Here is a 16,738-nt window from a genome sequence, read left to right on the forward strand (position 1 = left end):
ACCGTCCTGCCCTCGCGACATTCACCTTGCGATGCTCATCATCCGATCTCGCGCATGGCCAACAGATTTTTCGATTGACCAAATCGTTGATCAGGAACCATGGCAGCTTTCGCCCTCATTCAAGACATTCCGTCCGTCAGCGACGTTACCGTAAGCCGACATCGCGGGAACTGAACGCGCAACAGGGCAGGTGGAGAGTCCAGACGCCACCTGCTGACGCTAAACGTCACATCGTTATGATGCGATCATCATCCGGTAATGAACGCCAGGATATCTGCATTGATGACATCTGCATGTGTCGTGTGCATGCCGTGCGGATAACCGGGATAGATTTTCAGCGTGCTGTCCTGAAGCAGCCTGTCCTGAAGGACCGCCGCGTTCTGGTATGGCACGACCTGATCATCATCGCCCTGCAGCACAAGCACCGGCACGGTGATGGCCTTCAGATCCTCGGTCTGATCCGTTTCAGAGAATGCTTTGATGCCCTCGTAATGCGCCTTGGCGCTGCCCATCATGCCCTGACGCCACCAGTTGCGGATCGTGCCTTCCGAAACTTCTGCGCCCGGGCGGTTGAAGCCGTAGAACGGTCCGCTGGCTACATCGACAAAGAACTGCGCGCGATTGGCCGCAAGCCCTGCACGCAGTCCGTTCAGGACTGCGATCGGTGCGCCGTCAGGGCTGCGGTCCGTCTGAACCATCAGGGGCGGCACGGAACTGATGAGCACGGCCTTGGCAACACGCCCCTGAGGCTGACCATATTTCGCGACATAGCGGGCAACCTGGCCCCCGCCGGTCGAATGTCCGACATGAATGGCGTTTTCCAGGTCGAGATGTTCCACAACAGCTGATGTATCCGCCGCATAATGATCCATGTCGTGCCCGTCGCTCACCTGTGCCGAGCGACCATGACCACGACGGTCATGCGCGATCACGCGAAATCCCTTGCTCAGGAAAAACAGCATCTGCGTGTCCCAGTCATCGGTGCTGAGCGGCCAGCCGTGATGGAAGACGATCGGCTGGGCATCCTTCGGTCCCCAGTCCTTGTAGAAAATCTCTACGCCATCAGATGTCGTGACGAATGACATGATACGCCTCCTTGCCGATCAATAACGGGATACTGGTCAGAGCCTAACGTTGAAGATAACTTCAAGGTCAAGCATGCGTTCATGACCGGGAAGGAGAAATCATGAAGATTGGAGAACTGGCACGGCTAAGTGGCCTGACACCGTCGAGAATCCGGTTCTATGAGCGCATTGGACTGCTGAAAACGGTTGACCGTCGGCCCAACGGATACCGGACCTATCCGCAGCAGGCGGTGATGATCCTGGGCCTTATCACAACGGCGCAGCGGGCCGGGTTTACACTGGATGAAATCCGCACCCTGCTGCCCCCTGATCTGGAACACTGGGACCATGCCATATTGATGGATGCCCTGACACGCAAGATTGCGGATATCGAAGCGCTGCAGGCACGCCTGGCCCAGAGCAGGGTGCATCTGCTTCGTCTTGTTGAGGATATTCAGGCGCGCCCCGACGACATGGACTGTGCGGCCAATGCGCATCGTGTCCTGACGAACATGCTTGCGGAACACCCCGAAGCCCTCGATGTCACGTCGGACGATATCCGCCTTCTGGATACGACGGACCGCCGTCAGTCGGTAAGCCCTGGTCGCCGTAAAAAGATGGCCTCCCGTTAAGTCCTATCCAGAAGCGCCACCACTTTTCTTGCCGTCGCCCTGGCGGAAAAGGGGTTCTGTCCCGTCACCAGCCGTCCATCCGTCACGACATGGGACATGAACGGAAGCAGCGCCTTTTTATAAAACGCGCCCCGTGCCTTCATCTGCGCTTCTGCATTGTAGGGGATTTCGCGTGCGACACCCGCCAGCCTCTCCTCGGTCCATGAAAATCCGGTGATTTTCCGACCGCGGACCAGAAAGGAACCGTCTGCAAGCCGGGTGTTCAGCAGTCCGCAATATCCATGACAGACAGCGGAAACAACGCCGCCCTTTTCCCATAGCGCGCGGGTGATGGCCTGAAGGCCCTCATTGCCGGGAAAATCCCACATCGCGCCATGCCCGCCAGTAAAGTAGATTGCGTCATAATCGCCCGGATTGATGTCTGCGGGGCAATATGTTGAAGACAGCAGGGCCATTTTTGCCGGATCGGCCAGCCAGGCTTTGGTGGAGGCATCGCGCATCGGCCATTTCAATGCGCGCGGATCAAGCGGAACCCTGCCGCCTTTTGGGCTGACAATGCGTTGTTCATGACCGCTGGCGGCAAATACGTCCCACGCATGTGTCAGCTCCGACAGCCATAATCCGGTCGGATGCGCGGAATTGCCGAAATGAGCGGTGTTGGTGACAACGTGAAGGATATGACGGTTCATGGCTGGCCCTTTTCATGCGGCAGCGTTTCTGACCACTATCCTGTAACGTTCAAGCCCGGTTGAAGGTCAATCTGTGGTTTGACATTAAATCTGACTTCAAGGTTAACGGTGTAAGGGCAAACCTACCTGACATCATGGAGGCAGCCTCACATGCAGACAATATTGGGCGCAAATGGTCAGATCGCCACGGAACTGGCGCGGACATTGCATCAGCATCATACGGGGGCGTTGCGGCTTGTGAGCCGCAATCCCCGCAAGGTCAACGAAGACGATACGCTCATCGCGGCGAACCTGCTGGATGCAGGGCAGACGATACAGGCAGTGAAAGGCAGCCGGATCGTCTACTTCACGGCCGGCCTGCCCCCTGACAGCAAACTCTGGGAAGAACAGTTTCCCGTCATGCTGAGGAATGCCCTGCAAGCCTGCCGGATGGCGGGGGCCAGCTTTGCCTATTTCGACAATACCTACATGTATCCGCAGAACAGCCAGATCCAGACAGAGGAAACGCGCTTTGCCCCGGTTGGCCGGAAAGGACGGGTGCGCGCGGCAATGGCCACCATGGTGCTGCAGGAAATGGCACGCGGAGACATTCCGGTGCTTATCGCCCGCGCACCAGAATTCTATGGCCCGGGAAAAACCCAGAGCTTCACCAACGCCCTGATCATTGACAGGCTGAAAGCAGGCAGAAGGCCCCTGGTGCCTGTCCGTGACGACACCCGCCGGACCCTCATCTGGACGCCGGATGCGAGCCGCGCGCTGGCAACGCTGGGCAATACACCGGAAGCTTTCGGCCAGACCTGGCATCTGCCGTGCTGTGACGATCGGCCGACCTACAAGACATTTGTCACCATGGCGAGCAGGATTTTCGATCGATCCCTCGGTTATTCGGTCATCGGTAAATGGCCACTGATCATCGCAGGCATTTTTTCAAAAAAGGTGCGGGAGATCAGGGAATTGCTGCCCCGTTACGAGCAGGACAATCTTTTTGCCTCAAGCACATTCAAACACCATTTTCCCGAGTTTTCCGTGACGACATATGAAGAGGGTCTGGAATTGATCAGGAAGGAATAGAGAGGCGGATACCGCTCATGTCAGACAATGCGTGCGCATGTTACGTATCTCAAAAACAGACACTCCTCCCGTATTGAAGCCTGCAAAGGTCCATTGATTTCCAGCAGGAAGGGTCATAACCGCAGCACGCCTGCAATCAGGGTCGTTGTCACCCCGCCAACCCAGATTTTTCCATCTTCCAGATCAACATGCACGCGTCCGGCCCGGCCAAGGCAGGTGCCCTGGCTGGCAATGTAATGATCGGGCGCAAGCCCGCTGCCGATGAGCCACTGCGCCAGCCCGGCGTTCAGACTACCGGTGACGGGATCTTCGTTCACCCCACAGGCCATGGCGAAGGCACGCACCTCGAACTGCGCCTGTTGCCCATCGTGGATGGGATCCCAAGGTCCTGTTACGCCGATACACAGGTCCGACAGGACCGCGTAATCGGGTTCAAGCGCCAGCACTTCCCTGCGCGACCCCAGCATGACGGACAGCCATCCCGGCCCGTTATCAGTCCATGCCGCGGCCCGGATGGATGAGGCAGGAATCTTCAGCCCATTCGCAACCCGGTGCAGCAGGCCGGGCTCCACCGCCCCCGATCGCTGCAATGGGGGCGCTGCAAAAGCAAGGCAGCCATTATGCGCGCGCACCGGCACAAGACCCAGACCACATTCCTGCACGATCGTATTCCCGCGCGGCTGGCCGCCCGCAGCCAGCCAGGCATGACAGCTACCCAGGGTAGGGTGGCCCGCAAACGGCAGTTCAGTCCGGGGCGTAAAGATACGCACCCTGTAATCTGCTTCCGGCGTTGTTGGACGGAGCAGGAACGTGGTTTCACTCAGGTTGGTCCAGTTGGCAAAGGCGGTCATCTGCTCCGTGGTCAGGTCGTCGGCTCCGATCACCACGGCCACCGGATTGCCCCTGGTCGGCTCAGTGGAGAATACATCGATCTGTTGAAACTGGAATTCAGTCATGGGTGTATCTGTTTGCCGAGGTTATGATCACAGATGCAGAGGCCGCCCCGGATTGCCGGCCACGGTTGCGCCAGCGGCCACATCATGGGTGACGACACTGCCCGCCCCGATAATGGCATCATCCCCGACCGTGATCCCCGGCAGGATGATGGCGCCGCCACCGTCCAGACATTGCGGCCAATGGTAACAGGGCGGCCAAATTCCAGCATTTTCTGGCGCAAAGCCGGATCGCGCGGGTGATCGGCTGCCAGGATCTGCACGCCCGGACCGATCTGCGTGCCATCGCCAATCCTGATCGGAACCACATCAAGCACGATGCAGTTGAAATTGAAGAATACGTTGTTCCCCAGAAAGAGATTATAGCCGTAATCACAACGAAAGGGTGGGCGGATGCAGGTATTCTCTCCAACCGCGCCCAGCCGTTCAGGCAGGGTAGCGTTGGCGTTGTTGTACCGGGCAAGCCACCGGGCACACTGCGCCATATCGTGCTGCAATTCGGGGTCGCTGGCCACATACAGTTCGCCCGCCAGCATTTTCTGTTTTTCGCTGCGGTGGGGCATCATGTCAGGTCATGCAGCGCCTTGCCCAGCGGTGGGGTCAGGTGCCAGTCAGAAAAACGCACCTTCAGCCCTTCGCGCTCTGGCGTACAGCACATCGGCCCGACCAGATAGGACTCAGCCGTGGGGAAGGGGGCCAGACGCACAAGCGGCCAGGTTTTGCCATCGCCCGAGACCTGAAGCCGCAGCACGCCATCAGCTACGCTTGCACGCATCCAGAAATCTTTCGCGTCGCCCTCATAGGGGGCCGTGGCCCAGTCCGAGCGGCCATCGGTGAGCACGCTGCTGAGCATGGCGCGCCCGTCCGAGAGTTCGATCCCGGCCTTGACCCAACGCGTCTCGTCAATGCGCACCATGAGACCGGCCTGATCGTACAGCTTCTCATACTCAGCGCGGATGCGAAGCTGCGCGGTAAAGCGGGCAGGGGCATGCAGGCCGTAGAAATGGCCGCTATCGCGCGTAAAACCGTAGAAAGTCTCGCGCCAGAAATCGGAGCCCTTGTCGGTCGTCATCTCAAGCGTATCGGCCCTGATTGCGCTGTGGCGTGGTTTGTTGAGCCAGACCCCGCCACGCCACGGGCCGCGCGCGCTGCCATGCGCTCCGCCGCCCAGGGCCATGCCACCGGCTACTGCGCCTGCTGCGATGACCGTGCGCCGTGTCATGCCGGGGGAGCCGTTCTTTCCGGTATTCTCGCTCACTGCTACCATCCCGCATCGTTGAGATATCCATCTTGTGTACAAATGTACACATAGCGCAAGGCTAAACCTGATCCTTCATGTCAAGCAACCCTTCAGCCATCCGTCGCCCCGACCCTGACCGCAAGCAGCGCATCATCAATGCTGCCGTGGATGTGATCGTGGAATATGGCGTGCAGGGCACGACGCACCGCCGCGTGGCCAAGGCGGCGGGCGTGCCGCTTGGCTCGATGACGTATCATTTCAATGGTATGGACGATCTGCTTCATCTGGCTTTCACGCAGGTGGCCCATGCCAGTTCCGCAGCCTTTGTCGGGCGGCTGGCCGAGGCCGGAAACCGGGAGGAAGCGATACAGGCACTTGTCGATATCATTGCCGGAAACATCTGGTCCACGCCGCGCACGCTGCTGCTGAGTTATGAATTATACGCCTTTGCCGCCCGCAAGCCGGAACTTGCAGCCATCATGCGCGACTGGATGCAGGCCAGCCGGGAGGCGCTGGGGCGTTTCTTCGATCCCCTGACCTGCCGCGCACTCGATGCCCTGGTCGAGGGCATGGGCATTCACGGCTCGGTGGACCCCGCCAAGCTGGACCGTGGGCAAATAGAGGACATTATCCGTCGTCTCTGCACGCCGCAGTTAAATGGCCCAGCCGTCATATAGTCTTCAGAATAAATTATCAGAGCGTTCTACAGTAGATACACCGGAAGCATGCTGGAGTGTCGGCGGGGAGACTTCCCTGCGGCCGTATGGTCGGTTTTATCTGCTGGCAGCCTCAAGCAGGACTTCAGCCGCCAGCTTGCCAAGTTTGTTTGACGCCAGCGGGCTATCGCCCGTCAGCAGATGACGATCACGGTGCACCTGGCCGGTAATCCCCGTGTTGACGATCTTTACGTTGTATTCCCGGAGTTTTTCACCGACCAGCCACGCCATCGGCCCCGGGATGTAGCCGATTTCGATATTGGCCCCGGTATCCAGACTGTCTGGAAAGACGCACATCTCATAGCCTTCATATGCGAACCTGCCACCACCGACCGCTGTAGCGAGCAGACTGGCGGGCCCATGACAGAGCGAGATCGTGAAGCGTCCGTTGGTCTGTGCCCAGCGCAGGATATCGCCAACCTGTCTGCTGAATGGCACACCATTGAGGACGCCGTGACCGCCCGGAATGAACACGCCAAGATACGGTGCGTCAGCGGTGAGACCCTCGCCTGTCACGTCAGCAAGTTTCTTCGGCGCTTTGAACTGCTTTTCGTATTTCTTGTAGATCGACCTGACGGCCTCGTCTTCATGCGGGAAGGCCCACCACTCGAACTTCACCGGGTCGCCGGAGATGGTCGCGATATCGATCTCAAATCCCGCCGCATCCAGATGATACATGGGCAGAAGCATTTCGACCGGATGATTGCCCGTCGAGAAAAACTCACCGTCCTTCATCATCAGATACCGCTCCTGAGTGCCGATCATCAGGATCTTCCACTTTCCGCCGGTGTAAGGTGCAGGATAGGTGGTGCCGTCAAAATCGGTCTTTGAGGACGTGTATTGGGTCAGGGAATATTCCGACGGGAAGAAAGCGTTGTCCTCTGCCCGGTCGGGCACTGGCGCGCGGCTTAGTTGTTTATCGCTCATGAGTATTCTCCTGTTGTCAGTCAGTCGCGAGCGACCCGCTTACGGTCAGACCTCGCGGCGTCTCCTCAATCAGAAAGCGCGGCAAGGTATACAGGGAACCATACGTTGCTTCGCGGAAGAGATGAAAGAGGGGCATCCCTCAACACGAGACCATCATGAGGGGTGTTCATGTGACTTTTCGATAGCCGACATCTGGCTTTCCCCCCATCATGACCCTGCGAGTGTATCGGTCGGGCCGGACGGCAGCACATGCGCGAGGTAGCGCGAAAGTTGCGGCTCCAGTCCGTCAGAGGGAAAGATCCCGGCGATGTAACCGTCCGGACGTACGAGCACCCACTGACCGGGTTCGATCCCGTAAGCTTCGGCGATATTGCCATCTTCGTCGACGAGTTCATGCTCCGCACCAACGGCGACGATACGGACGCCCGCGATGGCCGACGGCCGGTCGTGCGGCTGGTAGCCGAGCAGGGTCCAGTGAGACCCTTGAAAAATCATGAACAGCCGTGTCCGTTGCCCCGCCTGCCCGCGACAGGGCGCATCGGGTGCGCGATCGCCCGCCTGCACCCTGCCGCCCACCGAACCGGGCGCGCTCAATGATGAGCCGCGATAGCCGAGGTCAAGCTGACGCGCTTCGCGATCGCGCCGCATGGTGCCCTGCTTTGCTTCACCAAGCAGCCGCGTCGAGAGATGAAGCATGTTCGACGCGATAGGTCGGCGCTCCGCCTCGTAGCTATCAAGCAGCGCTTCCGGCGCACCCGCGAGCGCGGAGGCCAGCTTCCAGCCGAGATTATAAGTGTCCTGAACGCTGGTATTGAGACCCTGACCACCGGTTGGCGGGTGAACATGGGCGGCATCCCCCGCAATGAAGATGCGTCCGACCCGGTAGCGATCAGCCAGACGCGCATTCATCGTATAAACCGAGGACCAGGACACCGAACGGACGACGATGTCCCCTCTGCCGGTCCGGGCCCTGATGAGCGTGGTCAGTCCGGCCGAAGACAGGTCGATCTCCCCGTCCAGTGCCACGGGCGCCTGAACCTGGAACAGATCGGTTCCCGCCAGTGGACAGATCATCACCTGTGTCGCCGGTGAACCGAGCTGGAAACGATGCCAGACGGACCGATCAAGACCCTCCAGCCGTACATCGGCAACGATCGCACGCACGCCCAGTGCTTCTCCCGGAAAATCAATAGCCAGGGCATGGCGCACGAAGCTGCGGCCGCCGTCGGTTCCGACGAGGAACCGGGCGCGGATCATATGCTCGCCGGTTTCTCCTCCCATCCTTGCCGTTACGCCATGTGCGTCCTGTTCAAATCCGGTCAGCCGTGTGCCGAAGCGAGGATGATGCCCAAGCTCGGCAAGCCGCTCCCGCATGACGGCTTCGGTTGCGAACTGCGGCAGCATCAGCGGCGCGGCATAAGGTTCGGCGGGAGTGGGGAAGACTTCCGCCTCCGTCAGAAGCGACACCTTATGGGTTCCATCAGGACGATACTGGCACAGCGGCGGATAGGGTCCGCCTGCCGCCGCCACGCGGTCGACGAAGCCGAGATCCTCGAAGATCTCCATTGTCCGGGGCTGGATGCCTTTCCCGCGCGATCCGCTGAACGGCTGCGTGTTCTGTTCGATCAGTCGGAACGAAACTCCGCGTCGGGCGAGGTCGATCGCAAGCGTCAGGCCTGCGGCCCCGGCACCCGAGATCAGGACGTCTGTATCGAAGGGCACTGGCAACTCCGCGAATCAATGTGTAATATTCACGTATCTCAGAGCGGCGTCCAGGGCAACAAAAAGCGTGAATAATACACATGATCCCGATATCCTGCGCGGACTGCATGCCGCGATCATCGATCTGGTCGATGAAATCAACCGGCCACGTCGGGATGATCGACTGATCGAAGAAGCGGGCATTCCACTGGATCGCGCCCTGTTTCCGCTTCTGGCGCGCGTATGGCGTTACGGTCCTGTCGGTGTTGTCGAACTCGCGGACCGTACAGGGCGTGATCATACGACGATCAGCCGACAGATGACCAGGCTGGAAGAACTGGGCCTTATCGAGCGCCACCCGTCTGCCGCGGACAGGCGTATTCGCGAAGCGACAGTGACTGGAAAGGGACAGGAAATGGTCGACCTGCTGAATGCGGCCCGCCAGAGGCTGGCGAACCGCATTCTCGTCGACTGGACGGATGCCGACCTCGATCAGTTACGGACGCTTTTGCGACGCTTCGCTGACGACCTGATGCGATGATAAATCCAGTGAAAATCTGTCACCAGAACCAAACCGGTTGCTTCCCTCGTAAAGCCGTATGTCGTCTTCAAGAATGGAGTAGACAGGCGACAAATGTCTTCTTGGCGGACACCGGTGCGCCGATCATGGCGTAGGCCTATGGCTCTTTGAACGTAACTGCGACTTCCGGATTGAACTGCGTGTTCAGCACATAGGAGGGCCGTGTCATCTGCTCAGGAAAAGTCCTGACTGGTTCAGGCACACCCGATGCAACCAGCGGCCGTGAGGCATCGGGGTATACCAAGTTGTCATGATGCCGCAGAACTGGGCTGCTACGGCGTATCGTCAGTTAAGCATGATAGTAATTGATGCGAACTGGACGGCGGCGAGGAATGTGGATTTGAGCTTGTCGTAGCGTGTTGCGATGGCTCGAAACTGTTTGAGTTTGTTGAAGAAACGCTCGACAGGATTACGTTCCCGGTAGAAAGCGAAGTCCGTTTCCCGTTGTGTTGTCCTGTTGCTTTTTGGTGGGATGACTGGGGGTGATTCCATGCTGCATCAGCCGGTCGATTAGGCTGTCCGCGTCATAAGCCCTGTCGACAAGGAAAGCATCCGGGTCGATCCTTTCCAGAAATTGTTCTGCCAGAGTGATATCGGCATCCTGACCCGGTGTGATATCGAGTTCCACCGCGTTGCCCAGAGCATCGCAGGACGGATCGTGCTGTCGACCATCATGTATTCATTGTCATGATCTGCAGTTAGGTGACGGAAAACCCTTTCGATTACACCGCTTTCGCACCAGCGCCGTAGACGGCGGAGAGACCGGCTGGATGGCACGGACGAAAACACCATCTGAACGTGGCGTAGCCATCCGTTCCGTGCAACAAGGCCGCGCCGGGCGATGTCGTGTGCGATTTCGGGATTGAGGCCGATGGCTGTGTCATGATCGGCAATAGCAGTTTTCAGGTGACGCCGCTGTGACCGGAACTGCAATTGTCGCAGGGAAATGCTTGATGTGTAATCAACCGGTTTACAGACAGTCGTTCCGTATCAGGAGGAAAAAGACATGAGCCGGGAGTCCGTACGGGTATTTTTCGAAACGAAGGCGCCAGACATCAGACCCGTGGTGCTGATGGACAGCACGGCGACGGTAGCGGAAGCCGCTCAGGCGCTCGGGGTACAGGAAGGCCAGATTGCCAAGACGCTGGCGCTGAAGGTCGGGGACGAACGGATCCTTATTGTGATGGCGGGCACGGGACGGCTGGATAACCGCAAGACGAAGGATACGTTTGGAAACCGGCCCCGCATGCTGCCTGCGGAAGAAGTGCTGGAACTGACCAGCCATCCGGTTGGTGGCGTGTGTCCTTTCGGACTGCCGCAGCCGGTTCGGGTTTTCTGTGATGCTTCACTGCGTGCGTTTGATGTGGTCTGGCCAGCCGCTGGGGATCGGAACAGTTCCGTGTGTCTGGCACCTGACCGGCTGGCGGAACTTGTCGGTGCGAAGTGGGTGGATGTCAGTCAGTGCTGATTTCGGCTTCCACCTCATCTCCGTTATTCGTTTAAAAGTTTTCATATCCAGAAAGCGCACGTAGCCTGACGTTTCATGGGTGCCAACAGGCCCTGATCTGTCGTCAGGCGACTGCAGTCATCTTCTGGTATTATCAATGGTTTCTACAATCGCGGTATCAACCCTCCGGCTTTGCGAAGCAGGAGTGGCATAATCACTTCCTGACCGGCATAAAACCGTCGCAGGTCCAATGCACATGGGCCGGGTTGCCGCCCGGCTATATGCTGGTAGCGTGCGCAGACCGACAGACCAGAGCAGGAGAAAAGACCGGTGGCCAAATTACGTGAGCGTGACGCGGCAACACGTGCACAGAACGCCGTAGGACGCGATTTTTCAGAAGCGCTTGCGCGGGGCCTGAAAGTCATATCCGTGTTCAACGCAACACGTCCGGCCCTATCCCTGGCCGATATCGCCCGTATTGTGGACCTGCCCCGCGCGACCGTAAGGCGCACGCTGCTGACACTGGTCCATTTGGGCTACATGTCCGAAAATGGCCGGCTGTTCAGCCTGCGCCCGACCATCCTGCAACTGGCGTCGGCCTATCTGGGTGCTGATCCTGTCGCCATGATCCTGCAGCCGATCTGCGAGGAACTGGCGGCCAGGCTGGAAGTAACCTGTTCCGTCGCCATTCTGGATGGGCATGATGCCGTCATGGTGGCCTATGCCTCACCACGCAAGGTGCAGGCCTATGGCATGCTGGAAGGGATAGGCCTGCGGCTGCCTGCCTTCTGCAGCGCGGTTGGCGGCGTATTGCTGGCCAGCCAGCCGGAACCGGCACGGGAGGAATTCCTCAAAAATCTTGAACCCGAAAAGGTGACCACCCTGACGGTAACCGACAAGGCAACGCTGCGTGCCCGATGGAAGGCCATACATGATGAAGGCTATGCCCTGATCGATCAGGAAGCGGAGATCGGGTATCGCGCGCTGGCCGTGCCCGTCTTCCGCCATGATGGCAGGCCGGTTGCCGCGCTGAATGTGGGCATGCGGATTGAACAGGCCACGCCTGAGCAAATGAAACAGCAATATCTGCCCTGCCTGCGCGAGGTCACGGACAGCCTGCGCACGCAGTTGCTGTAACGGCACAGGCAGCCTGCTAAAGCATCTGGCGGATATTGAAGGCAGGATCAGCCACCCTGTCTGCCGGGACGGACAGGCCTGCCGCCAGCAACCTGCGGCCGAGCATATGTTCGGCCGGCATGTTGATCGTTTCGATTGCCGCGAGCTTTCCCGCCATGTCGTAGTGATAATACGCCCCCTTTCCCGCCATGGGGGTGCCGCGTGTCACGCATAGTGAACGGGCCTCGGGCAGCAGGCCCACCGTCTGGAATTTCGTGTCAAACTGGTCGGACCAGAACCAGGGCACCTGATGATAACGGGCATCGTGCCCGCAGATGACCGCAGCCGCAACGCGTGCCTGGTCATGTGCATTCTGTACACATTCCAGCCGCAGCGTCCGCCCGGCATACCCGTTGACATGACGCGTGCAGTCACCCGCCGCGAAGATGGCTTCATCCGCAGTCCTGCACTGTTCATCCACTACGATACCATCATCGCACGCCAGGCCCGCAATCTGCGCCAGTTCCTGATTGGGCACGATCCCCGTACCCAGCACCACAAGCGATGCTGGTACCTGCGTGCCATCCGACAGCACGACACCGCAGACATTGCCGCTGGCATCAGCCATGAACTGCCGTGCGTACACCCCCAGGCGCATGCCAACACCATGCGCGCAGAACTGCGCCTGCGCCACGGCAGCCAGTTCTGGCGACGCGGAGCGCGCCAGAAGCCGTGATGCGCTGTTGATGATGAGTATGTCGCGCCCTGTCATCACGCTCCATGTCGCGGCAAGCTCAAGGCCGACATACCCCCCGCCCACCACCACGATTGGCCCGGTCGTGGTGGTGATCGCATCGTGCAGTCTGCGGGCATCATGCAGGGAGCGCAGGGCAAACACATTACGGGGCAGCACTTCACCCGGCCATGTGCGCACGCGCGCGCCGGTGGCCAGCATGAGCACGTCATAGGCCACCGTACTGCCATCACTGAGCGTGACCCGCCGGGCATCGCGGTCCAACCCGGCAGCCCGGAGACCGGGCCGGAAATCGATGCCGGCCGAATGGAAGAACTGCGGCCCGCGCAGGTTCAGGTTTGCGACACTGGCCGTTCCCTGCATGAACGCCTTTGAAAGTGGCGGCTTGTGATAAGGGAAATCGGGTTCATCACTGATCAGGGTAATGGGGCCGGTATGGCCCAGTTCACGCAGGCTCGCTACAAACTGGACACCGGCATGTGATGCCCCGATGGTCAGGATCGCGCGCTCCATCAGAACTGGCGATCCGGAATGCGCACCCGCAACCCGTCAAGCGCATCGGTCATCGGGATCTGGCAGGACAGGCGGCTGTTTGGCAGGCGTTCAGCCGCGACACCTTCCAGCATTTCCTGCTCGTCTTCCTGCATGGGGGGCAGGCGGTCGACAAACGCCTCGTCAACATAGACATGGCACGTGGCACAGGCGCATGCGCCGCCGCATTCGGCATCGATCCCGCGGATGTCGCCCTGGATGGCCGCCTGCATGACCGTAATGGAACCACTTACATCAACTTCGGTGGTTCTGTTGTCTGGCGTAATAAAAAATATTCTGGGCATGGGAAGTTCCGATCACAAAAAAATATCGATCCGAAATCAAAACGACATTGCATCCTTTCCGGATTTCTTGCAACAATTTGTTCGTATAACAAAACATAGTTCGGTAGTCGAACCGATCTCTGGCCATAAACCGCGAAAGGCATGTTCCTGCAATGCTGAGTGCCGCCCAAAATGACCTGATCACACGCATCACATCCGACAGGCCGGCAGGCAAGCTGCTGCGCTGTTACTGGCAGCCTGCCGCGCTTGCCATTGAAGTGGAGGGAGAGCGCGCCATCCGTCCGGTCCGGCTTCTGGGGCAGGACTTCGTGCTGTTCCGTGACGAGAGCGGAAAGCTTGGTTTCCTGGATCGGGACTGCCCCCACCGCAATGCCGACCTGGCATTCGGGAGGCTTGAGGACGGGGGACTGAGATGCCCGTTCCATGGCTGGCTTTTTGATACGGATGGCAACTGCCTGCAGACCCCGGCCGAACCCAGGGGCAGCAGGCTGTGCAAGCATATCCATCAGAAATCCTATCCCGTTGTGGAAAGAAGCGGGATCATTTTTGTCTATCTGGGTGAAGGCCAGCCGCCCGCCTTTCCTGACATGGACTGTTTCCTGGCGCCGGGCCCCTATGTTTTCGCCTTCAAGGGGCTGATCGACTGCAACTGGCTGCAGGCGCTCGAAGTGGGCATGGACCCTGCCCATGCCAGCTTCCTGCATCGTTTTTTCAAGGACGAGGAACAGGACACTGCCTATGGCCGCCAGTTCCGGGCCACATCGGCTGACAGCGATATTCCCATGACCCGTGTATTACGGGAATTTCCCTGCCCTGATATTGAAGTGGAACCCACCGATTACGGCCTGCGTATCATTGCCTTGCGTGAAATCAGTGAAAGCAGCACCCATGTCCGTGTAACCAACGTAATGTTCCCGCAGGCTTTTGTCATTCCACTGTCCAGTGACATGACCATAACGCAGTGGCATGTGCCCATTGATGACACCAGTTGTTACTGGTACGCCATCTTTACCAGTTTCGACCAGCCGGTTGACAAGGAAACGATGCGCGCCCAGCGCCTCAAGCTCTATACACTGCCCGACTACCGTCCCCGTGTTGGCCGGTTCAATGATTACGGATTCGATCCGTATGAGCAGGCCCACCATACCTATACCGGCATGGGCGAGGACATTAACGTGCATGACCAGTGGGCCATTGAGTCACAGGGGAAAATCCAGGACCGCACCCGCGAGCACCTGGGCCAGACCGACAAGGGCATCATCGCGTTCCGCCGCATGCTGGTCCGTGCGATCGAACAGGCGGCCAACGGGCAGACACCCATGATGGTCCTCGATCCCGAACAGGCCACACATATACGCGGTCCTGCGACAATGGATGGCGTAGGCCCGACCAGCGGGTGGGAGGCATACTGGCGCGCGGTCGACCTGCGCCGCCGCAACGGTGCGCCCTGGCATGCTGCCGAGACTGAAAAAGAGGAATAGCGCCATGGGATTCATTGAAAAGAATGGCCTGTGGAACACATCACAGTCCCGGCAGGCATCCGAGATCGTGCAGCGTATCGAACTGGATGGCATCCAGGTTGTCCGTTTCTCCTTTCCCGACCAGCACGGTATCCTGCGTGGTAAGGCGGTGGTTGCCGATGAAGTAAAAAGCGCCTTTTCTTCAGGTATTTCGATTTCTTCATCCCTGTTGATGAAAGATACATCCCACCGGACCGTCATTCCCATATTTGAATCGGGGGACCAGTCGGACATGCCCGAAATGCGGGGTTCGGCCGACATGATCATGGTGCCTGATCCCTCGACATTCAGGATACTGCCCTGGGCGGAGCATACGGGCTGGATACTGTGCGACCTGTATTTTCGTGACGGTCGCCGGGTGCCACTTTCCACGCGCCATGTTTTCCAGAACATGCTGGAAAAGCTCGATACGGCTGGCTACAGCTTCATGAGCGGGCTGGAGGTGGAATTCCACCTCATGAAACTGACCGACCCCCGCGTGGCGCTGACAGATGCGGGACAGCCGGGCACCCCGCCTGATGTCGAACTGCTGCATAAGGGCTACAATTACCTGACGGAACTGTATTACGACCAATTGGATCCGTTTTTTGAAATACTAAGGAAACACATCCAGGCACTTGGCCTCGGGCTCCGTGGCATGGAAGTGGAATTCGGGCCCAGCCAGGTTGAATTCGTCTTCAATGCCGCCTGTGGCCTCAAACCGGCGGATGACATGATCCTGTTCCGCAGCGCGGTAAAACAGATCGCGCGGCGGCATGGCTATCATGCCAGTTTCATGTGCCGTCCACGCCTTCCCCATGTCATGTCCAGTGGCTGGCATCTGCACCAGTCGCTATGTGATGCCACGGGCCAGAACAACCTGTTCATGGCACAGTGTGAAGATGCGCCCCTGTCGGACATTGGCATGCACTGGCTGGGCGGACTTCTGGACAATGCTGTTCCTGCCACGGTTTTTTCCACGCCCACCATCAACGGCTACAAACGCTACCGCCCATTTTCCCTTGCACCGGACCGCGCCATATGGGGAGCCGACAACAGAGGCGTGATGCTGCGCGTACTGGGTGAGTATGGTGACAGGGCAACACGGATTGAAAACCGTGTGGGGGAACCGGCCGCCAACCCCTATCTGTATCTTGCCGCACAGGTTGCATGCGGCATGGATGGCATGGACAGGCGCAGCAACCCCGGGCCATCGGCGGATACGCCGTATTCGACAGATGCCCCCTTCCTGCCTGCTACGCTTGAAGAGGCCGTTGGCGCACTGGAGCAGTGTGAACTGTTCAGCAGGGAGTTCGGAACGGATTTCGTGAAGTATTTCATAAAAATAAAGAAGGCGGAGATCAGGCGCTACAATCTGGAGGTTTCGGAATGGGAACACAGGGAATATTTCGACATGTTCTGATTTTCGCAACTGATATCCCGAATTATTCCAATCCGGAAATTGTTCCTTATTTTCAATAAAATACATATCATTTTTATACTTTTGATCAGG

At 58.7% G+C, this 16,738-nt stretch carries 17 protein-coding genes and 1 pseudogene; 8 read left to right on the plus strand and 10 right to left on the minus strand.

What is annotated here, in order from left to right; all coding sequences use genetic code 11:
- Positions 1 to 248 precede the first annotated feature (248 nt).
- Positions 249 to 1,085: an alpha/beta fold hydrolase gene (locus S101446_RS15420; protein ID WP_087608728.1), complete on the minus strand. Its 837-nt coding sequence runs from the start codon at positions 1,083 to 1,085 to the stop codon at positions 249 to 251.
- A gap of 101 nt (positions 1,086 to 1,186) precedes the next feature.
- Between S101446_RS15420 and S101446_RS15425 the strand changes: the two genes are divergently transcribed.
- On the plus strand, positions 1,187 to 1,696 hold the full coding sequence (locus tag S101446_RS15425; protein WP_087608729.1) for a MerR family transcriptional regulator: 510 nt from the start codon (positions 1,187 to 1,189) through the stop codon (positions 1,694 to 1,696).
- On the opposite strand, the gene S101446_RS15430 is transcribed toward S101446_RS15425, so the two are convergent.
- Positions 1,693 to 2,385, minus strand: a complete 693-nt coding sequence (locus tag S101446_RS15430) for a type 1 glutamine amidotransferase domain-containing protein (protein WP_087608730.1) — start codon at positions 2,383 to 2,385, stop codon at positions 1,693 to 1,695. The genes S101446_RS15425 and S101446_RS15430 overlap by 4 nt on opposite strands.
- 150 nt (positions 2,386 to 2,535) lie before the next feature.
- Between S101446_RS15430 and S101446_RS15435 the strand changes: the two genes are divergently transcribed.
- Positions 2,536 to 3,456, plus strand: coding sequence for an SDR family oxidoreductase (locus tag S101446_RS15435; protein WP_087608731.1), 921 nt, complete (start codon positions 2,536 to 2,538; stop codon positions 3,454 to 3,456).
- Between the two features lie 113 nt (positions 3,457 to 3,569).
- Here S101446_RS15435 and S101446_RS15440 read toward each other — a convergent pair whose 3' ends face one another.
- The 3 genes from S101446_RS15440 to S101446_RS15450 are packed head-to-tail and all read right to left on the minus strand — an operon-like array spanning position 3,570 to position 5,676.
- Positions 3,570 to 4,412, minus strand: a complete 843-nt coding sequence (locus tag S101446_RS15440) for a PhzF family phenazine biosynthesis protein (protein WP_087608732.1) — start codon at positions 4,410 to 4,412, stop codon at positions 3,570 to 3,572.
- Entirely contained in the window at positions 4,409 to 4,975 is a 567-nt protein-coding gene (locus tag S101446_RS15445; protein ID WP_456303532.1) for a maltose acetyltransferase domain-containing protein, read from the minus strand. The genes S101446_RS15440 and S101446_RS15445 overlap by 4 nt, the downstream gene beginning before the upstream one ends.
- On the minus strand, positions 4,972 to 5,676 hold the full coding sequence (locus S101446_RS15450; RefSeq protein ID WP_208620525.1) for a DUF1349 domain-containing protein: 705 nt from the start codon (positions 5,674 to 5,676) through the stop codon (positions 4,972 to 4,974). Before S101446_RS15450 ends, S101446_RS15445 begins: the two co-directional genes overlap by 4 nt.
- Before the next feature lie 68 nt (positions 5,677 to 5,744).
- On the opposite strand from S101446_RS15450, the gene S101446_RS15455 reads away from it, so the two are divergent.
- Positions 5,745 to 6,326 (plus strand): TetR/AcrR family transcriptional regulator, encoded by a 582-nt coding sequence (locus S101446_RS15455; RefSeq protein ID WP_087608734.1) that lies wholly within the window; start codon positions 5,745 to 5,747, stop codon positions 6,324 to 6,326.
- Between the two features lie 96 nt (positions 6,327 to 6,422).
- Here the strand turns inward: S101446_RS15455 and hchA are convergent, their stop codons facing one another.
- A complete protein-coding gene (gene hchA, locus S101446_RS15460; RefSeq protein WP_087608735.1) occupies positions 6,423 to 7,292 on the minus strand; it encodes a glyoxalase III HchA in 870 nt (289 codons plus the stop codon).
- Positions 7,293 to 7,499: 207 nt separating this feature from the next.
- The gene (locus S101446_RS15465) at positions 7,500 to 9,014 is read right to left on the minus strand and encodes an FAD-dependent oxidoreductase (RefSeq protein ID WP_208620526.1); all 1,515 of its coding nucleotides are present in this window, start codon (positions 9,012 to 9,014) and stop codon (positions 7,500 to 7,502) included.
- A 67-nt stretch (positions 9,015 to 9,081) separates the two neighbouring features.
- Here S101446_RS15465 and S101446_RS15470 point away from each other — a divergent pair, with 67 nt between their 5' ends.
- On the plus strand, positions 9,082 to 9,534 hold the full coding sequence (locus S101446_RS15470; protein ID WP_087608737.1) for a MarR family winged helix-turn-helix transcriptional regulator: 453 nt from the start codon (positions 9,082 to 9,084) through the stop codon (positions 9,532 to 9,534).
- Between the two features lie 324 nt (positions 9,535 to 9,858).
- On the opposite strand, the pseudogene S101446_RS18500 reads toward S101446_RS15470, so the two are convergent.
- A pseudogene (locus S101446_RS18500) lies at positions 9,859 to 10,329 on the minus strand (IS5 family transposase); the annotation flags it as partial.
- Positions 10,330 to 10,579: 250 nt separating this feature from the next.
- Here S101446_RS18500 and S101446_RS15490 point away from each other — a divergent pair.
- Both S101446_RS15490 and S101446_RS15495 read left to right on the plus strand, forming a co-directional pair.
- Positions 10,580 to 11,041 (plus strand): YbaK/EbsC family protein, encoded by a 462-nt coding sequence (locus S101446_RS15490; protein ID WP_087608740.1) that lies wholly within the window; start codon positions 10,580 to 10,582, stop codon positions 11,039 to 11,041.
- Positions 11,042 to 11,350: 309 nt separating this feature from the next.
- Positions 11,351 to 12,157 (plus strand): IclR family transcriptional regulator domain-containing protein, encoded by an 807-nt coding sequence (locus S101446_RS15495; protein WP_053323774.1) that lies wholly within the window; start codon positions 11,351 to 11,353, stop codon positions 12,155 to 12,157.
- A gap of 16 nt (positions 12,158 to 12,173) precedes the next feature.
- Here the strand turns inward: S101446_RS15495 and S101446_RS15500 are convergent, their stop codons facing one another.
- A complete protein-coding gene (locus S101446_RS15500; RefSeq protein WP_087608741.1) occupies positions 12,174 to 13,403 on the minus strand; it encodes an NAD(P)/FAD-dependent oxidoreductase in 1,230 nt (409 codons plus the stop codon).
- Positions 13,403 to 13,726 (minus strand): 2Fe-2S iron-sulfur cluster-binding protein, encoded by a 324-nt coding sequence (locus S101446_RS15505; RefSeq protein WP_053323772.1) that lies wholly within the window; start codon positions 13,724 to 13,726, stop codon positions 13,403 to 13,405. The genes S101446_RS15500 and S101446_RS15505 overlap by 1 nt, the downstream gene beginning before the upstream one ends.
- A gap of 152 nt (positions 13,727 to 13,878) precedes the next feature.
- Between S101446_RS15505 and S101446_RS15510 the strand changes: the two genes are divergently transcribed.
- Together S101446_RS15510 and S101446_RS15515 are read left to right on the plus strand one after the other, a co-directional pair.
- Positions 13,879 to 15,207, plus strand: a complete 1,329-nt coding sequence (locus S101446_RS15510) for an aromatic ring-hydroxylating dioxygenase subunit alpha (protein ID WP_087608742.1) — start codon at positions 13,879 to 13,881, stop codon at positions 15,205 to 15,207.
- 4 nt (positions 15,208 to 15,211) lie between these two features.
- Positions 15,212 to 16,648 carry a glutamine synthetase family protein gene (locus tag S101446_RS15515; RefSeq protein WP_087608743.1) on the plus strand — a complete coding sequence of 479 codons (1,437 nt, stop codon included), beginning with the start codon at positions 15,212 to 15,214 and terminating at the stop codon, positions 16,646 to 16,648.
- The last annotated feature ends 90 nt before the right edge of the window (positions 16,649 to 16,738 follow it).

This window comes from Komagataeibacter europaeus, assembly GCF_002173515.1.
Classification (GTDB): domain Bacteria; phylum Pseudomonadota; class Alphaproteobacteria; order Acetobacterales; family Acetobacteraceae; genus Komagataeibacter; species Komagataeibacter europaeus.